The sequence below is a fragment of the Paracoccus contaminans genome, from assembly GCF_002105555.1.
Classification (GTDB): Bacteria; Pseudomonadota; Alphaproteobacteria; order Rhodobacterales; family Rhodobacteraceae; genus Paracoccus; species Paracoccus contaminans.
Window position 1 is genome coordinate 2,130,430 of record NZ_CP020612.1, and the last position, 16,749, is coordinate 2,147,178.

At 69.8% G+C, this 16,749-nt stretch carries 15 protein-coding genes and 1 pseudogene; 11 read left to right on the forward strand and 5 right to left on the reverse strand.

Annotated features, from left to right (window positions below; translation table 11 throughout):
* Positions 1–12 precede the first annotated feature (12 nt).
* A complete protein-coding gene (locus tag B0A89_RS10075) occupies positions 13–1,908 on the forward strand; it encodes a cation:proton antiporter domain-containing protein (protein WP_085378040.1) in 1,896 nt (631 codons plus the stop codon).
* A gap of 22 nt (positions 1,909–1,930) precedes the next feature.
* On the opposite strand, the gene B0A89_RS10080 is transcribed toward B0A89_RS10075, so the two are convergent.
* Positions 1,931–2,557: a hypothetical protein gene (locus B0A89_RS10080; RefSeq protein WP_085378041.1), complete on the reverse strand. Its 627-nt coding sequence runs from the start codon at positions 2,555–2,557 to the stop codon at positions 1,931–1,933.
* Positions 2,558–2,735: 178 nt separating this feature from the next.
* Here B0A89_RS10080 and B0A89_RS10085 point away from each other — a divergent pair, with 178 nt between their 5' ends.
* The gene (locus tag B0A89_RS10085) at positions 2,736–4,055 is read left to right on the forward strand and encodes a calcium-binding protein (RefSeq protein ID WP_085378042.1); all 1,320 of its coding nucleotides are present in this window, start codon (positions 2,736–2,738) and stop codon (positions 4,053–4,055) included.
* A gap of 12 nt (positions 4,056–4,067) precedes the next feature.
* Here the strand turns inward: B0A89_RS10085 and B0A89_RS10090 are convergent, their stop codons facing one another.
* Together B0A89_RS10090 and B0A89_RS14680 are read right to left on the reverse strand one after the other, a co-directional pair.
* Positions 4,068–5,249 carry a vWA domain-containing protein gene (locus tag B0A89_RS10090; RefSeq protein ID WP_085378043.1) on the reverse strand — a complete coding sequence of 394 codons (1,182 nt, stop codon included), beginning with the start codon at positions 5,247–5,249 and terminating at the stop codon, positions 4,068–4,070.
* A gap of 14 nt (positions 5,250–5,263) precedes the next feature.
* Positions 5,264–5,434 carry a hypothetical protein gene (locus tag B0A89_RS14680; RefSeq protein ID WP_169712158.1) on the reverse strand — a complete coding sequence of 57 codons (171 nt, stop codon included), beginning with the start codon at positions 5,432–5,434 and terminating at the stop codon, positions 5,264–5,266.
* A 279-nt stretch (positions 5,435–5,713) separates the two neighbouring features.
* Here B0A89_RS14680 and B0A89_RS10095 point away from each other — a divergent pair, with 279 nt between their 5' ends.
* The 3 genes from B0A89_RS10095 to B0A89_RS10105 all read left to right on the forward strand — a co-directional run bounded on the left by B0A89_RS10095 (position 5,714) and on the right by B0A89_RS10105 (position 8,954).
* Entirely contained in the window at positions 5,714–6,886 is a 1,173-nt protein-coding gene (locus B0A89_RS10095) for a Hint domain-containing protein (RefSeq protein ID WP_240558511.1), read from the forward strand.
* A 134-nt stretch (positions 6,887–7,020) separates the two neighbouring features.
* Positions 7,021–8,145, forward strand: coding sequence for a Ppx/GppA phosphatase family protein (locus B0A89_RS10100; RefSeq protein ID WP_085378045.1), 1,125 nt, complete (start codon positions 7,021–7,023; stop codon positions 8,143–8,145).
* Positions 8,145–8,954, forward strand: coding sequence for an RlmE family RNA methyltransferase (locus tag B0A89_RS10105; RefSeq protein ID WP_085378046.1), 810 nt, complete (start codon positions 8,145–8,147; stop codon positions 8,952–8,954). Before B0A89_RS10100 ends, B0A89_RS10105 begins: the two co-directional genes overlap by 1 nt.
* Before the next feature lie 194 nt (positions 8,955–9,148).
* Here the strand turns inward: B0A89_RS10105 and B0A89_RS10110 are convergent, their stop codons facing one another.
* Together B0A89_RS10110 and miaA are read right to left on the reverse strand one after the other, a co-directional pair.
* Entirely contained in the window at positions 9,149–10,075 is a 927-nt protein-coding gene (locus B0A89_RS10110; RefSeq protein WP_085378047.1) for a helix-turn-helix domain-containing protein, read from the reverse strand.
* A gap of 96 nt (positions 10,076–10,171) precedes the next feature.
* The gene (miaA, locus tag B0A89_RS10115) at positions 10,172–11,035 is read right to left on the reverse strand and encodes a tRNA (adenosine(37)-N6)-dimethylallyltransferase MiaA (protein WP_240558697.1); all 864 of its coding nucleotides are present in this window, start codon (positions 11,033–11,035) and stop codon (positions 10,172–10,174) included.
* A 195-nt stretch (positions 11,036–11,230) separates the two neighbouring features.
* Between miaA and pyrH the strand changes: the two genes are divergently transcribed.
* The 6 genes and pseudogenes from pyrH (at position 11,231) to rseP (ending at position 16,689) form a co-directional block, all read left to right on the forward strand.
* Positions 11,231–11,920, forward strand: a complete 690-nt coding sequence (gene pyrH / locus B0A89_RS10120; protein WP_240558698.1) for a UMP kinase — start codon at positions 11,231–11,233, stop codon at positions 11,918–11,920.
* A gap of 106 nt (positions 11,921–12,026) precedes the next feature.
* Positions 12,027–12,590, forward strand: coding sequence for a ribosome recycling factor (gene frr / locus B0A89_RS10125; protein WP_085378050.1), 564 nt, complete (start codon positions 12,027–12,029; stop codon positions 12,588–12,590).
* Positions 12,591–12,595: 5 nt separating this feature from the next.
* Positions 12,596–13,333, forward strand: coding sequence for a polyprenyl diphosphate synthase (uppS, locus tag B0A89_RS10130; protein ID WP_085378051.1), 738 nt, complete (start codon positions 12,596–12,598; stop codon positions 13,331–13,333).
* Positions 13,330–14,190 (forward strand): phosphatidate cytidylyltransferase, encoded by an 861-nt coding sequence (locus B0A89_RS10135; RefSeq protein WP_085378052.1) that lies wholly within the window; start codon positions 13,330–13,332, stop codon positions 14,188–14,190. The genes uppS and B0A89_RS10135 overlap by 4 nt, the downstream gene beginning before the upstream one ends.
* Positions 14,190–15,361, forward strand: a pseudogene (gene dxr / locus B0A89_RS10140) (1-deoxy-D-xylulose-5-phosphate reductoisomerase). Before B0A89_RS10135 ends, dxr begins: the two are co-directional and overlap by 1 nt.
* Positions 15,358–16,689 (forward strand): RIP metalloprotease RseP, encoded by a 1,332-nt coding sequence (gene rseP, locus B0A89_RS10145; RefSeq protein ID WP_085378053.1) that lies wholly within the window; start codon positions 15,358–15,360, stop codon positions 16,687–16,689. Before dxr ends, rseP begins: the two are co-directional and overlap by 4 nt.
* The last annotated feature ends 60 nt before the right edge of the window (positions 16,690–16,749 follow it).

A 16,749-nucleotide genomic window follows, 5' to 3' on the forward strand; every position in this document is an offset into this window, starting at 1 on the left:
GCGGGTGGCCTGATGGCAGCGTTCCTGCTGATCTCTGCCGTCTACCTTTCCGCGATGGTGGTGGCCGTGCCGATCTCGGCCCGGCTCGGCCTTGGGTCGGTGCTGGGTTATCTGATGGCGGGCATCGTGATCGGCCCGGTGCTGCATCTTGCCGGCACCGCGGGCGATGTCGCCGACCTGCAGCATTTCGCCGAATTCGGCGTCGTCATGATGCTGTTCCTGATCGGGCTTGAGCTTGAGCCGCGCCAGCTTTGGGCGATGCGCAAGCGGCTGGTCGGGCTGGGCGGCATGCAGATCGTCGGCACCACCGTCTCGCTTTTCGTTCTGGGCCTGGTGCTGCACCAGACATGGCAGGTGGCGCTGACGCTGGGGCTGATCCTGTCGCTCAGCTCGACCGCCATCGTGCTGCAGACGCTTTCGGAAAAAAGCCTGATGAAGACCGGCGGCGGCCGCGGCGCCTTTGCGGTGCTGCTGACGCAGGACATCGCGGTGATCCCGATCCTTGCGCTGCTGCCGCTGCTGGCCGCGTCGGGGGCGGGTTCGGACGACCATGGCGGACCGGGCGCACAGTTCATGGCCGACCTGCCGGGCTGGGCGGCGACGCTGGTCACGCTGGGCGCCGTGGGGCTGGTGGTGGTGCTGGGGCAGTTCGCCTTTCGCCCGCTGTTCCGCTTTGTCCAGGCCGCCCGCCTGCAGGAGATGAACACGGCCGTCGCGCTGCTGATCGTGGTGGGGATCGCTGCGCTGATGAACATGGTGGGGCTGTCCCCCGCGCTGGGGACGTTCCTGGCCGGCGTCATGCTGGCGGGGTCCGAGTTCCGGCACGAGCTTGAGGCCCAGGTCGCGCCTTTCAAGGGGCTGCTGCTGGGGCTGTTCTTCATCACCGTCGGGGCGGGGATGAACTTTACCATGCTGTTCGACCGACCGGTCGTGGTCATGGGCGTGACGGTGCTGGTCATCGCCATCAAGGCAGGGGTGCTGTTTGCCGCCGCACGGATGGCGGGAATGGCCGGGCGCGACCGGATCCTGTTCACGCTGTCGCTGGCGCAGGCGGGCGAGTTCGGCTTTGTGCTGCTGTCCTATGCGATGGGGCTGGACATCCTTGACCAGCAGCTTGCGGAGGGCTTCTTGCTGGTCATCGCCCTGTCGATGCTGGCCACGCCGCTGCTGTTCATCCTGTATGACCAGACGGCCGCCTGGCTGAGCGAGGAACGCGCCCCCCGCCTGCCTGACCGGATCGACGACCAGCAGCCCGTCATCATCGCCGGGATCGGCCGGTTCGGGCAGGTGGTGAACCGGCTTGTCACCAATGCGGGCTTCAGGACGGTGGTGCTGGATCATGATCTGGACACCATCCAGCTGATGCGCCGTTTCGGCGGCAAGGGTTATTTCGGCGATCCGACGCGCCCGCAGATCCTGGCGGCCGCGGGGCTGGAAAAGGCATCCGTTCTGGTGGCAGCCCTGGATGACCGCGATGCGAACCTGCGTCTGGTGCGCTATGCGCGCGAACAGCGCCCCGATCTGGTGATCGTCGCGCGCGCGCGCGACCGCGTGGGCGTCTATGAGCTGTTCGACGCGAAGGCCGACCATATCGTGCGCGAGATGTTCGACAGTTCGCTGCGGGCGGGGCGCTATGTGCTGGAAAATCTAGGCCTGTCCCAATACGAGGCCAACGAGCTTGAGCGCATCTTCTATCGCCATGACCGCGCCGGGCTGCGCGAGCTGGCCGAGCTGTGGAAGCCGGGCGTCCCGCTCGACCAGAATGCCGAATATATCCGCCGCTCACGCGAGCTGAACGCGGCGCTGGAAACCGCGCTGATGGAACGCTTTTCCGGCAGTGTCGATCCGCTTGAAAACGGCGCCGCATCGCAGGACGAGGCGCCCGAACACGGGCTGGACGCCGCCTGAGGCCGCGCCTGGCCCGCGCCGGTCAGCGGCAATAGCGCTGGCTGCGGGTGAAACCGGCGATGTCTGCCCGCCTCTGGGCCGAGCGCAGCGGCAGCCATTCGCGCGCCGCCCCCAGCCAGCCGCGCTTGCCGGCGGTGTCGGGTGCGGCGATGGCGTTGTCGCGGGCAATGCTGCGATCAAGGATGCGCACCGCGCAGCGCAGCCTGTCGCCATCGCTCAGCATCGAGCCGCTGCATCCATGCGCCCGCGCCAGCGGGTTCGTGATCTGCACCAGCGCGGGCGCCTTTTCAGCGCCCTCTGCCTTGCCCCGCCCCTCGCCTGCGATCGATCCGATCAGCCCGGCCCAGAAGGCGGCGCGGTTTTCGCGCGTGGCGCGCGCATAGCCGGGGCAGTATTGCAGCACGTCGCTGGGCATCGAGGACAGCAGCGTGACCCCTTCGGCGTTCAGCGCCGCCATCGCCGCCTCGGTCCATTCGGGGTCCGGCTGCTGGGATGGGGGTTCCGCGCGCCCCGGGTGCAGCGCCCGGCCGAGCGGCGAGGGGCGGGTGCTGGCCGCGATCGTGGGCGCCGAGGTGGCGTTTCGCGCGGCGCTTTCTATTCCGCAGGCGGCCAGCGCCAGGATCGCCCCCGCAGCCATGATCGTCCGCATGTTCCCTGCCTTTCGCCTTGTCCTGTGCCGCCCCCTCTAGCACCCATGGGGCGGGCTGCTCAAACCCGGACTGCGCGCGGCCGGGCGGAACCGGCATTCCGTCGCGCATGCCGGGCGCGGTGTCACGCTTCTGTCACGGGCCTCGCCGATCCTGCCGGCGCCCTGCAGGAGAAAGCGCATGTCCCGTTCGATCGTCGCCGTTGAAAGCACCGCCGCCGAAGCCCCGATAGGCCAGGTCGCCAGCGGGACGCTGATCGTGCCCGGCTGGCGGGGCATGGGCACCGCCAGCGCCGCCGTCCTGCAGTTCGAGACGCAGTTCCTGGCCCAGACGATGGTGGCGGGCGATCCGGGGCTTGCCAACATGACCACCGTGGCGATCGCGTCCTTTTCCCCCGGCGCGGGCGCCCCGCGCCTGCCGGTGACCGAGGTGGCCAGCACGCATGTCTCGACCGCGGTCTATGTTCCAAGCTGGGGCTTCGGCACCCCGTTCACCCATGCCCATGCGCTGAGCAGCCCCGTGCCGTGCAGCGCCGTGCCGCGCGCCGATTTCGCCATCGCCGTGGCCTTTGCAAGCCGCAGCGATGTCTATCACAACGGCGCGCCGGTCCCGGCGGTCTATGGGGTGTCGTTCTTCAATGCCTGGGCGACGATGCGATACGATGTCGAGGCGCGGCAGTTCGGCGCGGCCGCCGACCATGTGACGGGCACGTCCTATGCGGATTCGGTAGATATGGGGCTGGGCAACGACTGGTTCTCGGGCGGGCGCGGCAATGATTATGCCTGGGGCGGCCTGGGCAATGACACGATCGCCGGCGGGGTCGGCAACGACACGCTGGTCGGCATGGACGGGGCCGATTCCCTTGTCGGGGATGCGGGGGACGACCTGCTGTCGGCGGGCGCCGGCCGCGATATCCTGATCGGCGGGGATGGCGACGATCAGCTTGCCGGCGGCGATGGCGAGGACGCCCTGTCGGGCGGTGCGGGCCGCGACAAGCTGGACGGGGGCGCGGGCTTCGACGTGCTCAAGGGTGGCGATGACAACGACACGCTGAACGGGATGGGCGACCGGGACCAGCTTTACGGCGGCAACGGCGATGACGTGCTGAACGGCAGCGTCGGCGACGACCTGCTGGTGGGCGATGCCGGCCAGGACATCCTGATCGGCGGCGCGGGCCGCGACAAGCTGTGGGGCGCCGGCCCGGTGGGCGAGCGGGACCATTTCGTCTTTCTGTCCGCATCGGACAGCCCGGCGGATGCGGGGCATGATGTCATCTACGATTTCCGCAGCGGCACCGACCGCATCAACCTGTCGGCGATCGACGCCGATCCCGCCACCTCGACCAATGATGCCTTCACCTATGCGGCAGGGCCGGCGGCCCATGCGGTCTGGTTCGCGAGCGGCACCGTCCTGGTGGACGTGAATGGCGACAGCCGCGCGGACATGTGGATCGAACTGGCCGGGGTCAAGCAGGTCGCCGCCGGAGACTTCATCCTCTAGGGCGCAAAGGGCTCAGCCCAGAAGGCGCATCGCCGCCGTCAGCCCGTCCAGCGTCAGCGGCATCATGCGCCCCACGAAGATGCCGCCGATCATCCCGATCGAGGCGGTATGATCCCAGTGCTGGCGGGGAACCGGGTTCAGCCAGACATGGTCGGGCCAGGTTTCGCACAGCCGCCGCAGCCACAGCTCGCCCGGTTCGGGGTTCCAGTGTTCGCTGGCGCCCCCCGGCGCGACGATCTCATAGGGCGACATCGCGGCATCGCCCACCACGATCACCTTCCAGTCGCGGCCATAGCGGTTGAGCAGATCCCAGGTCGGCACCGTCTCGTCCCAGCGGCGGCGGTTGTCGCGCCAGACCGCCTCGTAAAGGCAGTTGTGGAAATAATAGTGTTCGAGGTTGCGGAACTCGGACCGGCAGGCGGAAAACAGCTCGTCCACGATGCGGACGTGATCGTCCATGCTGCCGCCTGCGTCCAGCAGCAGCAGCACCTTGACGGCATTGCGCCGTTCGGGGCGCGTCCGCACGTCGATATAGCCGTGGTCGGCCGTGGCGCGGATCGTGGCGGGCAGGTCCAGCTCGTCCGCCGCCCCCTGGCGCGCCCATTGCCGCAGCCGTTTGAGCGCCACCTTGACGTTGCGGGTGCCCAGTTCCACCCGGTCGTCGAAATCGCGGAACTCGCGCCTGTCCCAGACCTTGACGGCGCGGCGGTGGCGGCTTTCCTGCTGGCCGATCCGCACGCCCTCGGGATTGTAGCCGTAGGCGCCGAAGGGCGAGGTGCCGGCGGTGCCGATCCACTTGCTGCCGCCCTGGTGGCGGCCCTTCTGTTCGGCCAGCCGCTCGCGCAGCCTGTCCATCAGCGCCTGAAAGCTGCCCGTGCCCTGGACGGCGGCCCTTTCCGCGTCGGTCAGCAGCCGTTCGGCCAGCTTTTCCAGCCATTCGCGGGGCAGGGCGGTTTCGCTGACCAGCGCCTCGACGGGGACAGTCTCCAGCCCCGAAAAGCTTTCGGCAAAGGCGCGGTCGTATCGGTCGATGTGCCGCTCGTCCTTGACCAGCACGGCGCGGCCGAGGCTGTGGAACTCATCGACCGACCAGCCCGCCGCGCCGGCATCCATCGCCGCCATGAGATCGAGCCATTCGCGCAGGCTGACCGGCACCCCCTGCCGGCGCAGCGCGTCCAGAAAGGGCAGGAACATCGCCGCGCGCCCCGTCAGCCGCGCAGCCAGCGATCGATCAGGATCGAGGCGAACAGCCCCAGCAGGCCGAAGATCAGCGCATGGATGGCCGCGAATTGCAGGCGGTCCTTGCGGTCGCCCCGTGCGGCGCAGGCGCGCCGGTCGCCGATGATCGCCCCGATGATCGCTGCGGCAATGACGATCATGGCGGGCACCCATAGCGGTCAGGACAGGCCCTTCCTCTAGGACAAAGCCGGGGCGCAGACAAGCGCCCGCCCGCTGGCCGCCAGGGCCGCGGGGGCGGGGCGGCACGGGCGGGCCGCCAGGGCCGCGGGGGCGCTTGCAAAGGCTGTGCGGGACGCGCCGGGGCGGATCGACGCGCTTCCCTCGGGCGCGTTTTTAGGGTATGACAGGCCCGTGCTGTCTGAGGTGGGCGGCACTCGACCGCCTTAGGGCGCCTGTTCTGCCAGCCTTGGAGCCTTATGATGACCTTCTCCTCCTGTCCGCCCAAGCAGCCCTGCGATACATCGTTCAAGGCGATCTATCTGGGCGATGTGCATGAAGACCAGTATATCGACAGGTTTGAATTCATCCTTGGTTCCGAGAATGCCGGCAGCCTGACCGGCACGACCTTCGGCGGCAAGGGTGACGCGCTGGCCGGCCATATCGTGGACATCAACGTCACCCGCGACGTGAACCGCGACGGCTCGTTCGAGGGCGAGCAGTTCTGGAACGCCGCCACGGACACGTTTTCGACCAATCCGCCCGTCAAGGTTCCGGTGCGCGGCACCAACATCGTCAAGGAGGTCAGCACGTTCAACTATGACGGCACCTCGATGTACACGGCCAAGGTGACCTATACCGACGGCACCACCGGCGATGTGCGCGTCACCGTCATCCAGGACGATCTGGGCCGCACCTTCATGGTTCCGAACGAGAACGGCACCTCGGGCGGGCTGCTGCCCCAGCCGATCCAGTCGATCACGCTGGGCTGCCCGATTCGCGACTGTGACAACGATTACCACTGGTGCCCTGCCGACCCGCACGAGCCGGTGCCCTGCTTTGCCGCCGGAGTGCGCCTGATGACGGCCAAGGGCCAGCGTCCGGTCGAAAAGCTTTCGGTGGGCGATCTGGTGGAAACCGCCGACAACGGGTTGCAGCCGGTCCGCTGGATCGGCACCCGCAGGCTTGACGCGATCGACCTGGCCGCCGCGCCGAAGCTGCGCCCGGTGCGCATCGCCAAAGGGGCGCTGGGTGCCGGCCTGCCGCGCCGCGACCTGCTGGTTTCGCCCCAGCACCGGATGCTGGTGCGTTCGGATGTCGCCCAGAAGATGTTCGGTGCGTCCGAGGTGCTGGTTGCGGCCCGCCACCTGATCGGCCTGGAGGGCGTGTCGGTCGCCGATGACGTGACCGAAATCACCTATGTCCACATCCTGTTCGACCGCCATGAGATCGTCTTTGCCGAAGGCGCGCAGTCTGAATCGCTGTTCACCGGCGCCGAGGCGCTGGAGGCTGTCGGCCAGGCCGCGCGGGCCGAGATCCTGGCCCTGTTCCCCGAGCTGGCCGATGGTGCTGCGGCGCAGGGCGCCCGGCCCTTCCTGACCGGCCGGCAGGGCCGCGCGCTTGCCGTGCAGCATGGCGGCATCGCCCTGCAATAAGCCTCGGGCCCTGGGCGCGATGCAACGGACGGGGCCGCACAGGCCCCGTTTTCGTGTCAGGGCCGCAAAGGCCTTGATCCTCGACCCGGCCGTGACTACCCTTCAGTCAACACGATATCGGAGGGCGTTTAGACATGACGCCCAAGCGTCCCGCGGGTGCGGACGCGTTCCCGAAGCCAGCGGTCGAGCGGCCTGCCACCCGCCAGCCCGATGATTCGTCGCTCTATGCGGCGGTCGATCTGGGCACCAACAGTTGCCGGATGCTGATTGCCCGTCCGACGGGCAGTCAGTTTCAGGTCATCGACAGCTTCTCGAAGCCGGTGCAGCTGGGCTTCGGGCTTGAGGCCTCTGGCCGCCTGTCGCGTCAGTCGATGACGCGGACGGTTCATGCCTTGCAGGTCTGCCGCCGCAAGCTGGAAAGCCACAATGTCAAGCGGATGCGCCTTGTGGCCACCGAGGCGTGCCGGCGCGCGCGCAACAGCCGCGATTTCCTGCGCATGATCCGGCGCGAAACGGGGCTGCCGGTCGAGGTGATCGCCGCCGAGGAGGAGGCGCGCCTTGCCGTCATCTCCTGCGCGCCGCTGGTCAGCCTGAGGACCGAACAGCTCCTGGTCGTGGATATCGGCGGCGGCTCGACCGAACTGGTCTGGATCGACCTGCGCGATGTCGAGCCTGTCGAACGTCCCCGCGCGATCATGCGCCTTGCCGACGGGTTCACCGATACCCGGCCCGGCATGGCCCGCGTCGTTGACTGGATCAGCGTCCCGCTGGGCGTGGCCACGCTGCGCGACCAGTTCATCGATGTCGAGGACGATCCCGCCCGCTTTGCCCTGATGAGCTGGCAGTTCGAACAGATGCTGGAAAGCTTTACCCCCTATACGACCGGGGCACGGGCGGATGAGAAATTCCAGATCATCGGCACCTCGGGCACCGTAACGACGGTCGCGGCCAGCCATCTGGGGCTGAAGCGCTATGACCGGACCAAGGTGGACGGCTTGTCGATGACTTCGGCGCAGATCGACCGGGTGATCCACAACTATCTTGCGCTTGGCCCCGATGGGCGGCGCGCCGATCCGCGCATCGGGCGCGAACGCCATGCCCTGATCATGTCGGGGGCGGCGATCTTGCAGACGCTGATGCGAGTTTGGCCGACGAACCGGCTGTCGGTGGCCGATCGCGGCCTGCGCGAGGGATTGCTTTATGCGCAGATGGTGCGCGACGGCGTGCTTGCCCCCGAGGGGCTGAAGGGGGTGGCGTGATGACGGGCGGCGCAGGCGGCGGGGCAAGGGGGCCGGATGGCCGGTCGGGGCGGGGCGCCTCGGGGCGCGGGCAGCGCGACCTGAGGGTGCGGGTCAAGACGGCCAAGGGGCGCAAGCTGTCCTCGACGCTGTGGCTGGAACGCCAGCTGAACGATCCCTATGTCGCGCGCGCCAGACGCGAAGGCTATCGCGGCCGCGCCGCCTTCAAGATCATCGAACTGGACGACCGTTTCGGGTTTCTCAAGCCGGGCGCGCGGGTCGTGGACCTGGGCTGCGCACCGGGCGGCTGGTGCCAGGTCGCCGTGGCGCGGGTGAATGCGCTGGGCGAACGGGCGGGCAAGCCGCAGGGCACCGTGCTGGGGGTCGATCTGCAGGAGGTCGCGCCCATCGCGGGGGCCGATATCCATCAGCTTGATTTCCTGTCAGATGATGCCGATGCCATGGTCAAGCAATGGCTGGGCGGGCAGGCCGACGTGGTCATGTCGGACATGGCGGCGGCCTCGTCGGGGCACAAGGGCACCGACCATCTGCGCATCGTCGCGCTGGTCGAGGCGGCAGCCGCCTTTGCCTTTGACGTGCTGGAGCCGGGCGGCACCTTTGTCGCCAAGGTTCTTGCCGGGGGCGCGGAACAGGGCCTTCAGGCAACGCTCAAGCGCAACTTCGCCTCGGTCGCCAACGTCAAGCCCCCGGCGAGCCGCCCTGATTCCTCGGAAAAGTTCGTCGTGGCCATGGGCTTTCGGGGCCGGCGCGATCCGCAGGAAGATGAAGCCGGCGCCGAGGGCAGGGACGCCGCGTCCCCCGCCGGCTGACCGCCCTGCACCCGGCAAGGCTGCGCCGAGCAGGCTCGGCAGAGCCGCAGCCCTGCCCGCTGGCCCAAGGCCAAGCGCAAAATCCTGCTGGTTCTGGTCCGTGACATTCGCGGCGGCAGGCGGCTTTCGGTGCCGGCGCAACGAGGTTTCCGTCAGCCGCGGCGGCGGGGGGGTGCAGCCATCCGTCATGCGCCTCAGCGGGGCCGGAACGCCTCGGCCGGGCGACCCGTCGCGGCCATGAAGGCGCGGTTCAGATGGGCGATGCCGGTAAAGCCCAGTTCGGCCGCGACCTGTGCGGTGGGGCAGTTGCGATCGCGCAGCATGGCGCAGGCGCGCTCGATCCGGATCGCATAGGTCATTTCAAGTGCCGAGCAGCCGCGATGGGTCCGGCACACCGCATCCAGCCCCCCCGCCGTGGTGCCCAGCGCCTCGGCCAGATCGGCAAGCGTTCGCCCGCGGCCCAGTTCGCGGCTGGTCAGATCGACAAAGGCGTCAAACAGCGCCCGTCCACCTTGCCCCGTCCGGTGGTCCGTTATGCCGGCCGGCGCGGCGGCCAGCCGGTGAAGGGCGGCCGAGAGCAGCTCGACCCGCGCAGGGGCGCTGGCGCGGGCCGCAGCACCCGTTTCGTCAGCCAGTGCGGCCAGCTGGCCGGCAAAGCCCCCTTGCGCGTCGGTGCCGGCAATCCGCCGCGCCGGCAGCGGCACCGCCAGGCGCTGGGCGATGTCACGCGGCACCAGCAGCACCTGCCCCGCCGCGTCCCGCAGGGGCAGGGTGCCGAATGCCGATCCGGCCGGTATGAAAATGACGCTGCCCGGTCCGTAATCCTCGGCCCCTGCGGGCATGATCAGCCGCAGCCCTCCTGCGGCCACGCGCATCAGGACATTGTCCCCCCGGACCCGCGCGGTGCGCGGCATCCCCGGCCGGGGGCTGCCGCCCCAGTGAAAGCCGTCCAGCGGCAGCAGGCGCAGCCCTCCGCCGACCGGCGAGGGCCGCCCTGCGAAGGGCCGCAGCGGGACGGTGGGTGCGGTCGAGTTGGCGGCGGCAGGGACTACCGCCCTGCGGGCAGGCGGCCCTGCCGCATCCGGCGGCGCATCGGCAAGGGGTTTGGCGTCAAGGGACATTGCGGCCGCTGAGGCAGACGATTCGCGTCCAGCCTGCCTCATGAACAACAAGAAACGGTTAAAAGGTTCCCGCTAGGGACAAAAGGACCGCTGGATTCATGCCGGCACCGGGGTCCAGTCGCCCATCTTGCTGCGGAACCAGATCCGCTGCGCCTTGGCATACTGGCGTGTGGCGATGACCGCACGCTCGCGCGCCTCGTCCAGGGTCATCATGCCGTCCAGATGGGCCTTCAGCTCGCCCGCCCCGATCGCCCGCGTCCATTGCGCGCGCCCGTCCCAGATGGCCCGCAGGGCATCGACCTCGCGCAACGCGCCGTCGCGGATCATCGCGTCGAAACGGGCGGCGATCCGCGCGGCCAGGCGATCGCGGTCCATCGTCAGGACCAGCCGCTGCGCCTCCTCGGGCCGGATCAGGGGCGGGGGGGTGTCGGCCTGCCAGGCGCTCAGCCCCCGGCCGGTGGCGGCCAGCACCTCCCAGGCGCGCTGGACGCGGGCGGGGTTGCGCGTGTCGATCAGGGCGCGCGTCGGCCCGTCCAGCGCGGCGGTCATCCCGGCCAGCCCGCCCGCGGCAAGCCACTGGTCGCCCTGCTGGCGGATCTCGGGCGGCACCGGCGGGATGATGGCCAGCCCGCGTGTCAGCGCGGTCAGGTAAAGCCCCGTGCCGCCGGCGATCACCAGCCGCGCCCCGCCGGCGCGCAGGGCCGCGACCTCGGCCAGCCAGTCGCCGACGGAATAGCCGCGCCCCGGCGCGACGTGCCCGTAAAGGGCATGGGGGACCGCCGCCTCGTCCCCGGGCGAGGGGCGGGCGGTCAGCACCCGCCAGCAGGACCACACCTGCAGGGCATCGGCATTCACCACGACCCCCCCGATCCGGCGCGCGATCGCCAGCGCCAGCGCCGACTTGCCCGCTGCCGTCGGCCCGGCGATCAGCACCGGGCGGTCGGGGTCGAGTGCAGGCATGATCGCCGCGGCAGCGGCGGCGGGCGGGGCGCCCTCGTCCCGGCCGGGGGGGGCGATGAGGGAACGGTTGATCATGCCGGCTGTTTGCGCCATTTTGCGCCGCGACAAAACCCTGGGGGCTGAAAGATGACCGTGCCGACCGCAACTGCCCCCGATGCGCCTGCCGAGGCCCGCTCCAAGGGTTACGGGCGCGTCATGCTCAAGATCTCGGGCGAGGCGCTGATGGGCGATCAGGGCTATGGCCTGCATCCCCCGACCGTCCAGCGCATCGCCGACGAGGTGAAGTCGGTCCACGACATGGGCGTGGAAATCTGCATGGTGATCGGCGGGGGCAACATCTTCCGCGGCCTGCAAGGCTCGGCCCAGGGGATGGAACGGGCCACCGCCGACTACATGGGGATGCTGGCGACGGTGATGAACGCGCTGGCGATGCAGGCCGCGCTGGAAGGGCGGGGCATCCACACCCGCGTGATCAGCGCGATCCGCATGGACGAGGTGGCCGAGCCCTATATCCGCCGCCGCGCCGTGCGCCATCTGGAAAAGAAGCGGATCATCATCTTCGCCGCGGGCACGGGGAATCCCTATTTCACCACCGACACCGCCGCGACGCTGCGCGCGAACGAGATGAACTGCGAGGCGATCTTCAAGGGCACCAAGGTCGATGGCGTCTATGACCGCGATCCGAAAAAGTTTCCCGATGCCGTCCGCTACGATACGGTCAGCTATGACGAGGTGCTGCAGAAGCATCTGAACGTGATGGACGCCTCGGCGATCGCGCTGGCGCGGGACAACAACCTGCCCATCATCGTGTTCTCGCTGGACGAGCCGGGCGGCTTCCGCGGCATCCTGGCCGGCAAGGGCACCTATACCCGCGTTCACGGCTAGGGCCGGCGCGGGGGGCGGATTTTTCCGTCGGGGACGAGGGACGGCGCGCCTATACAAGGGGGCGCCCCTTTGACTATATATCCGAAAACAACTTGCGAGCAGACCCATGGCCGACGAGATCGAGATCGACACCGATGACCTCGAGCGCCGCATGAAAGGCGCGATGGATTCGCTGCGGCACGAATTCTCGTCGCTGCGCACCGGGCGCGCATCGGCCAGCATGATCGACCCGATCACGGTCGATGCCTATGGCTCGCCCACGCCGATCAACCAGGTCGGCACGGTGAACGTGCCGGAGCCGCGGATGGTGACGATCAACGTCTGGGACAAGGCGCTGGTGGGCAAGGTCGAAAAGGCGATCCGGGAAAGCGGCCTGGGCATCAACCCGCAGCTGAACGGCACGATCATCATGCTGCCGATCCCCGAGCTGAACGAGGAACGCCGCAAGGAGCTGACCAAGGTCGCCGCGGGCTATGCCGAAAGCGCGCGGGTCGCGATCCGCAATGTCCGCCGCGACGGGATGGACCAGATCAAGAAGGCCAAGACCAAGGGCATGGCCGAGGACGATCAGAAGTTCTGGGAAGCCTCGGTCCAGGAACTGACCGACAAGATGATCGCCGAGGTGGACAAGGCGCTCGAATCGAAGCAAGCCGAAATCATGCAGGTTTGACGCGCATGGCCGCCATTCCCGCCGATGCCGCAGCCGTGACGGCAGATGGCGCCAGCCGCGCGCGTCATGTCGCCATCATCATGGACGGCAACGGCCGCTGGGCCACCGAACGGGGCTGGCCGCGGCTGGTGGGCCACCGGCGGGGCGCCGAGCGGGTCAAGCAGCTGGTCAAGGCGGCCCCCGACATGGGGGTGGAATGGCTGACCCTCTATGCCTTCTCGACCGAAAACTGGAAGCGTTCGACGGCCGAGGTGCTTGGCCTCATGGGTATCTTCGCCCGCTATATCCGGCGCGAGGCCGATGCCATGGCGGCCGAGGGCGTGCGGATGCGCTTCATCGGGGGGCGCGACCGGCTGGACCCGGCGTTGCGGGATCTGTTTTCCTGGATCGAGGCGCGCACCGTCGGCAACAGGCGGCTGAACCTGACCGTCGCGATCAATTACGGCGGCCGGGACGAGCTGGCCCGGGCCGCGGCCCGCCTGGCAGGGCGCATCGCCCGCGGCGAGATCACCCATCCGACCGAGGCCGACCTTGCCGCCTGCCTCGACACGGCGGGCCATCCCGATCCCGATCTGGTGATCCGCACCTCGGGCGAGACGCGCACATCGAATTTCCTGCCCTTCCAGGCGGCTTACGCGGAATATGAATTCACCCCGGTGCTGTGGCCGGATTTCACCCCGGCGCATCTGGCCGAGATCCTTGATCGCACCAGCCAGCGCCAGCGCCGTTTCGGCGGCGCATGAGCCTGCCCCGCCCGCGCGTGACCCCGGCTGGCCGCTGGGCTGACCTGGCGCAGCGCGTCGGATCGGCGCTGGTCATCCTGGTGCTGGGCGGGGGCTTGCTCATGGCGCCGCCAAGGTGGTCGGGGCTGGGGCTGGCGATCCTGTTCGGCGCGCTGCTGTGGGAACTGGCGCGGCTGGTGGCCCCGGTCGATCCGGTGCCGGGCGGCCAGTTGCCGGTTCCCCGGCCCGGCATCCGCGAAGGCCGCATGGCGCTGATCATCGGCCTGCTGGCCGGGCTGGCCATGGCGGCGACGCTGCTGCTCAGCCCTTGGGCGGGGGCGGCTCTGGCGCTGCCGGTCGCCCTCGGCTGGCGGCTGGCGCAGCCTGCATTGCGCCCGGCCCTGGCGGGGCAGGCGATCCTGATGGCGCTGGCCACGGCGGGTCTGGCATGGGTGCGCGCCACCCACGGGCAGGGCACCGCCTGGTGGATCGTGATCCTTGTCGTGCTGTCGGACGTGCTGGGCTATTTTGTCGGCCGCGCGGTGGGCGGGCCCAAGTTCTGGCCGCGCTACAGCCCCAACAAGACATGGAGCGGGACTGCCGCCGGCTGGGTCGGCGCGATCCTGGCGGGCGGGGTGCTGGTCGCCCTGGGTCTGGCGGGGCCGGGCACCCTGGTCGCGGGCCCGCTGCTGGTGCTGGGCGGACAGCTTGGCGACATCGCGGAAAGCGCGCTCAAGCGGCGGGCAGGGGTCAAGGACAGCTCGCACATCATTCCGGGCCATGGAGGGCTGATGGACCGTTTCGACGCGATGGGCGGCGCGCTGGCCAGCGCCCTGGTGCTGGGGCTGGCGGGGCTGCTGCCGGTGGTCGGGCAGTGATGCGCAGCGTCTCGATCTTTGGCGCGACCGGTTCCATAGGGGAAAGCGCCTTCGACCTTCTGATGGGGTCGGGGGGCCGGCCGCGTGGCGGACGGTCGCGCTGACGGGGGGGCGCAATGTCGCCCGCCTGGCGCAGATGGCGCGCGCCCTGCGGGCCGAACTGGCGGTGATCGCCGATCCGGCCCTGCTGGGCCATCTGCGGGATGCGCTTGCCGGATCGGGGACCGAGGTCGCGGCCGGCGCGCAGGCGATCGACGAGGCCGCGGCGCGACCGGCCGACTGGACGCTGTCGGCCATCGTCGGGGCGGCGGGTCTGGCCCCCGGTCTGCGGGCGGCGGAACGCGGCGGCACGCTGGCGCTTGCGAACAAGGAAAGCCTGGTTGCCGCCGGTCCCCTGCTGATGCGGACGGCAGTCCGCAGGGGGGCCACGATCCTGCCGGTTGACTCGGAACATTCCGCAGTTTTCCAATGCCTTGAGGATGGAAAGATCGACGCGGTCGAGCGTGTGACGCTGACCGCCTCGGGCGGGGCGTTCCGTGACTGGCCGCTTGAGGATCTGCCGCGCGCCACCGTGCAGCAGGCCTCCAGCCACCCCAACTGGGCCATGGGTCAGCGCATCACGATCGACAGCGCCTCGATGTTCAACAAGGCGCTCGAGGTGATCGAGGCGCACGAGTTCTTTGCCCTGCCGGCCGAGCGGATCGCGGTGCTGATCCATCCCCAGTCCATCGTTCACGCCATGGTCAGCTATGTGGACGGCGCCACCCTGGCCCATATGGGGCCGCCCGACATGCGCCATGCCATCGGCCATGCCCTGCACTGGCCGCGCCGGCAGCGCCTGCCGTTGCCGGCGCTCGATCTTGCCGCGCTGGGCAGCCTGACATTCAGCGCGCCCTGCGAAGGGCGCTGGCCGGCGCTGGCGCTCGCGCGGCAGGTGATCGCGGCCGGGGGCGCGGCGGGCGCGGTTCTCAACGGCGCCAAGGAACAGGCGCTTGACGATTTCATCGCCGGGCGCATCCGCTTTACCGACATGGCCCCCGCCGTCGCCCATGCGCTGGATGCCGCGGCCAAGCGGGCGGGCTTTGCCAGCAGCCCCGCCAGCCTTGATGCGGTGCTGGATTGGGATGCCGCGGCCCGGCGTGACGCCGCCGCCTGGGGCGCACGGACATGATCGGCACCATCATCGCGCAGATGGGCGGGCTTGCCTGGGCGCTGCTGGCCTTTATCGCCGCGCTGTCAGTCATCGTCGGGGTTCACGAATACGGCCATTACATCGTGGCCCGCCTGTCGGGCATTCGGGCCGAGGCGTTTTCCCTGGGCTTCGGGCCGCGGCTGATCGCCCGGCGCGACCGGCACGGGACGCTGTGGCAGATCGCGGCGATCCCACTGGGCGGCTATGTGCGCTTTCTGGGCGACGCCGATCCCGCCAACGCGGGGGGGCGGGCGGTCGATCCGGCCCTGGCGCGGCAGACGCTGCACGGCGCGCCGCTATGGGCGCGCTTTGCGACGGTGGCCGCGGGGCCGGCCTTCAACTTTCTGCTGTCGATCCTGGTGTTCGCCGGCGTGATCGCATGGCAGGGTATCGCCACCGGCCGCGTGGTGATCGGCGCCATCGAGCCGGCCCCTGCCGCCATCGTCAACGAGCTGCGGGCGGGCGACGAGGTGCTGGCCGTCGGGGGCCGGCCGGTCAGCGGCTGGCCGGCGCTGCTGCGCCTGTCCGAGGATCTGCCGCCCGCCGCCCAGCAGGACTGGCTGGTGCGGCGCGGCGGGGCCGAGATCACCCTGCGCGGCCCCGACCCGGCCCCCGCCCGCGTGTCGGGCATCGCCCCCCGCAGCCCGGCTGCGGCGGCCGATCTGCGGCCGGGGGACGTGATCCTGGCGGTCGACGGCGCGCCCATCCGCCGCTTTGCCGAGCTGCGCCCCCTGGTCGAGGCGACCGAGGGCCGACCCGTCACGCTGCGCGCCTGGCGAGCGGGCGCGGGCGAGAACGACTTCGTCCTTGTCCCCCGCGAGCAGGATCTGCCCGCCGCCGGCGGCGGCTTCGAGCGGCGCTGGCTGATCGGCGTCACCGGGGGCGAGGGCTATCTGCGCCCCGCGACGCGAACGCCCGGCCCGCTCGAGGCGCTGGCGATGGGCGCGGCGCAGACCTGGCAGGTCGTCTGGGGATCGCTGTCCGGCATCTGGGCGATGGTCAGCGGCCAGATCGGGCGCTGCAACCTGTCGGGCGCGATCTCGATCGCCGAGGTCGCGGGCGAGGCGGCAAGCGCGGGCCTGGGCAATTTCTTCTGGATGATCGGCGTTCTGTCGGCGGGCATCGGGTTCCTGAACCTGCTGCCGATCCCGGTGCTGGACGGCGGGCACCTGGCCTTCTACGCGTGGGAGGCGGTGGCCCGCCGCCCCCCGCCAGATCGGGCGCGCGACATCCTGACCCGGATCGGCATGGCGCTGGTGCTGGCGCTGATGCTGCTTGGGCTGACCAACGACATCATCTGCCGCTAGGGCCGGGTTTCATTTTGACACCGGCCCCGGCGCGGGGTTAAGCCTGCCGTCAAAACCAGC

Coding starts and splice junctions, on each gene's coding strand:
- B0A89_RS10075 (WP_085378040.1), top strand. CDS start 13: ATGGCAGCGTTCCTGCTGATCTCTGCCGTCTACCTTTCCGCGATGGTG.
- B0A89_RS10080 (WP_085378041.1), bottom strand. CDS start 2,557: ATGCGGACGATCATGGCTGCGGGGGCGATCCTGGCGCTGGCCGCCTGC.
- B0A89_RS10085 (WP_085378042.1), top strand. CDS start 2,736: ATGTCCCGTTCGATCGTCGCCGTTGAAAGCACCGCCGCCGAAGCCCCG.
- B0A89_RS10090 (WP_085378043.1), bottom strand. CDS start 5,249: ATGTTCCTGCCCTTTCTGGACGCGCTGCGCCGGCAGGGGGTGCCGGTC.
- B0A89_RS14680 (WP_169712158.1), bottom strand. CDS start 5,434: ATGATCGTCATTGCCGCAGCGATCATCGGGGCGATCATCGGCGACCGG.
- B0A89_RS10095 (WP_240558511.1), top strand. CDS start 5,714: ATGACCTTCTCCTCCTGTCCGCCCAAGCAGCCCTGCGATACATCGTTC.
- B0A89_RS10100 (WP_085378045.1), top strand. CDS start 7,021: ATGACGCCCAAGCGTCCCGCGGGTGCGGACGCGTTCCCGAAGCCAGCG.
- B0A89_RS10105 (WP_085378046.1), top strand. CDS start 8,145: ATGACGGGCGGCGCAGGCGGCGGGGCAAGGGGGCCGGATGGCCGGTCG.
- B0A89_RS10110 (WP_085378047.1), bottom strand. CDS start 10,075: ATGTCCCTTGACGCCAAACCCCTTGCCGATGCGCCGCCGGATGCGGCA.
- miaA (WP_240558697.1), bottom strand. CDS start 11,035: ATGCCTGCACTCGACCCCGACCGCCCGGTGCTGATCGCCGGGCCGACG.
- pyrH (WP_240558698.1), top strand. CDS start 11,231: ATGCTCAAGATCTCGGGCGAGGCGCTGATGGGCGATCAGGGCTATGGC.
- frr (WP_085378050.1), top strand. CDS start 12,027: ATGGCCGACGAGATCGAGATCGACACCGATGACCTCGAGCGCCGCATG.
- uppS (WP_085378051.1), top strand. CDS start 12,596: ATGGCCGCCATTCCCGCCGATGCCGCAGCCGTGACGGCAGATGGCGCC.
- B0A89_RS10135 (WP_085378052.1), top strand. CDS start 13,330: ATGAGCCTGCCCCGCCCGCGCGTGACCCCGGCTGGCCGCTGGGCTGAC.
- rseP (WP_085378053.1), top strand. CDS start 15,358: ATGATCGGCACCATCATCGCGCAGATGGGCGGGCTTGCCTGGGCGCTG.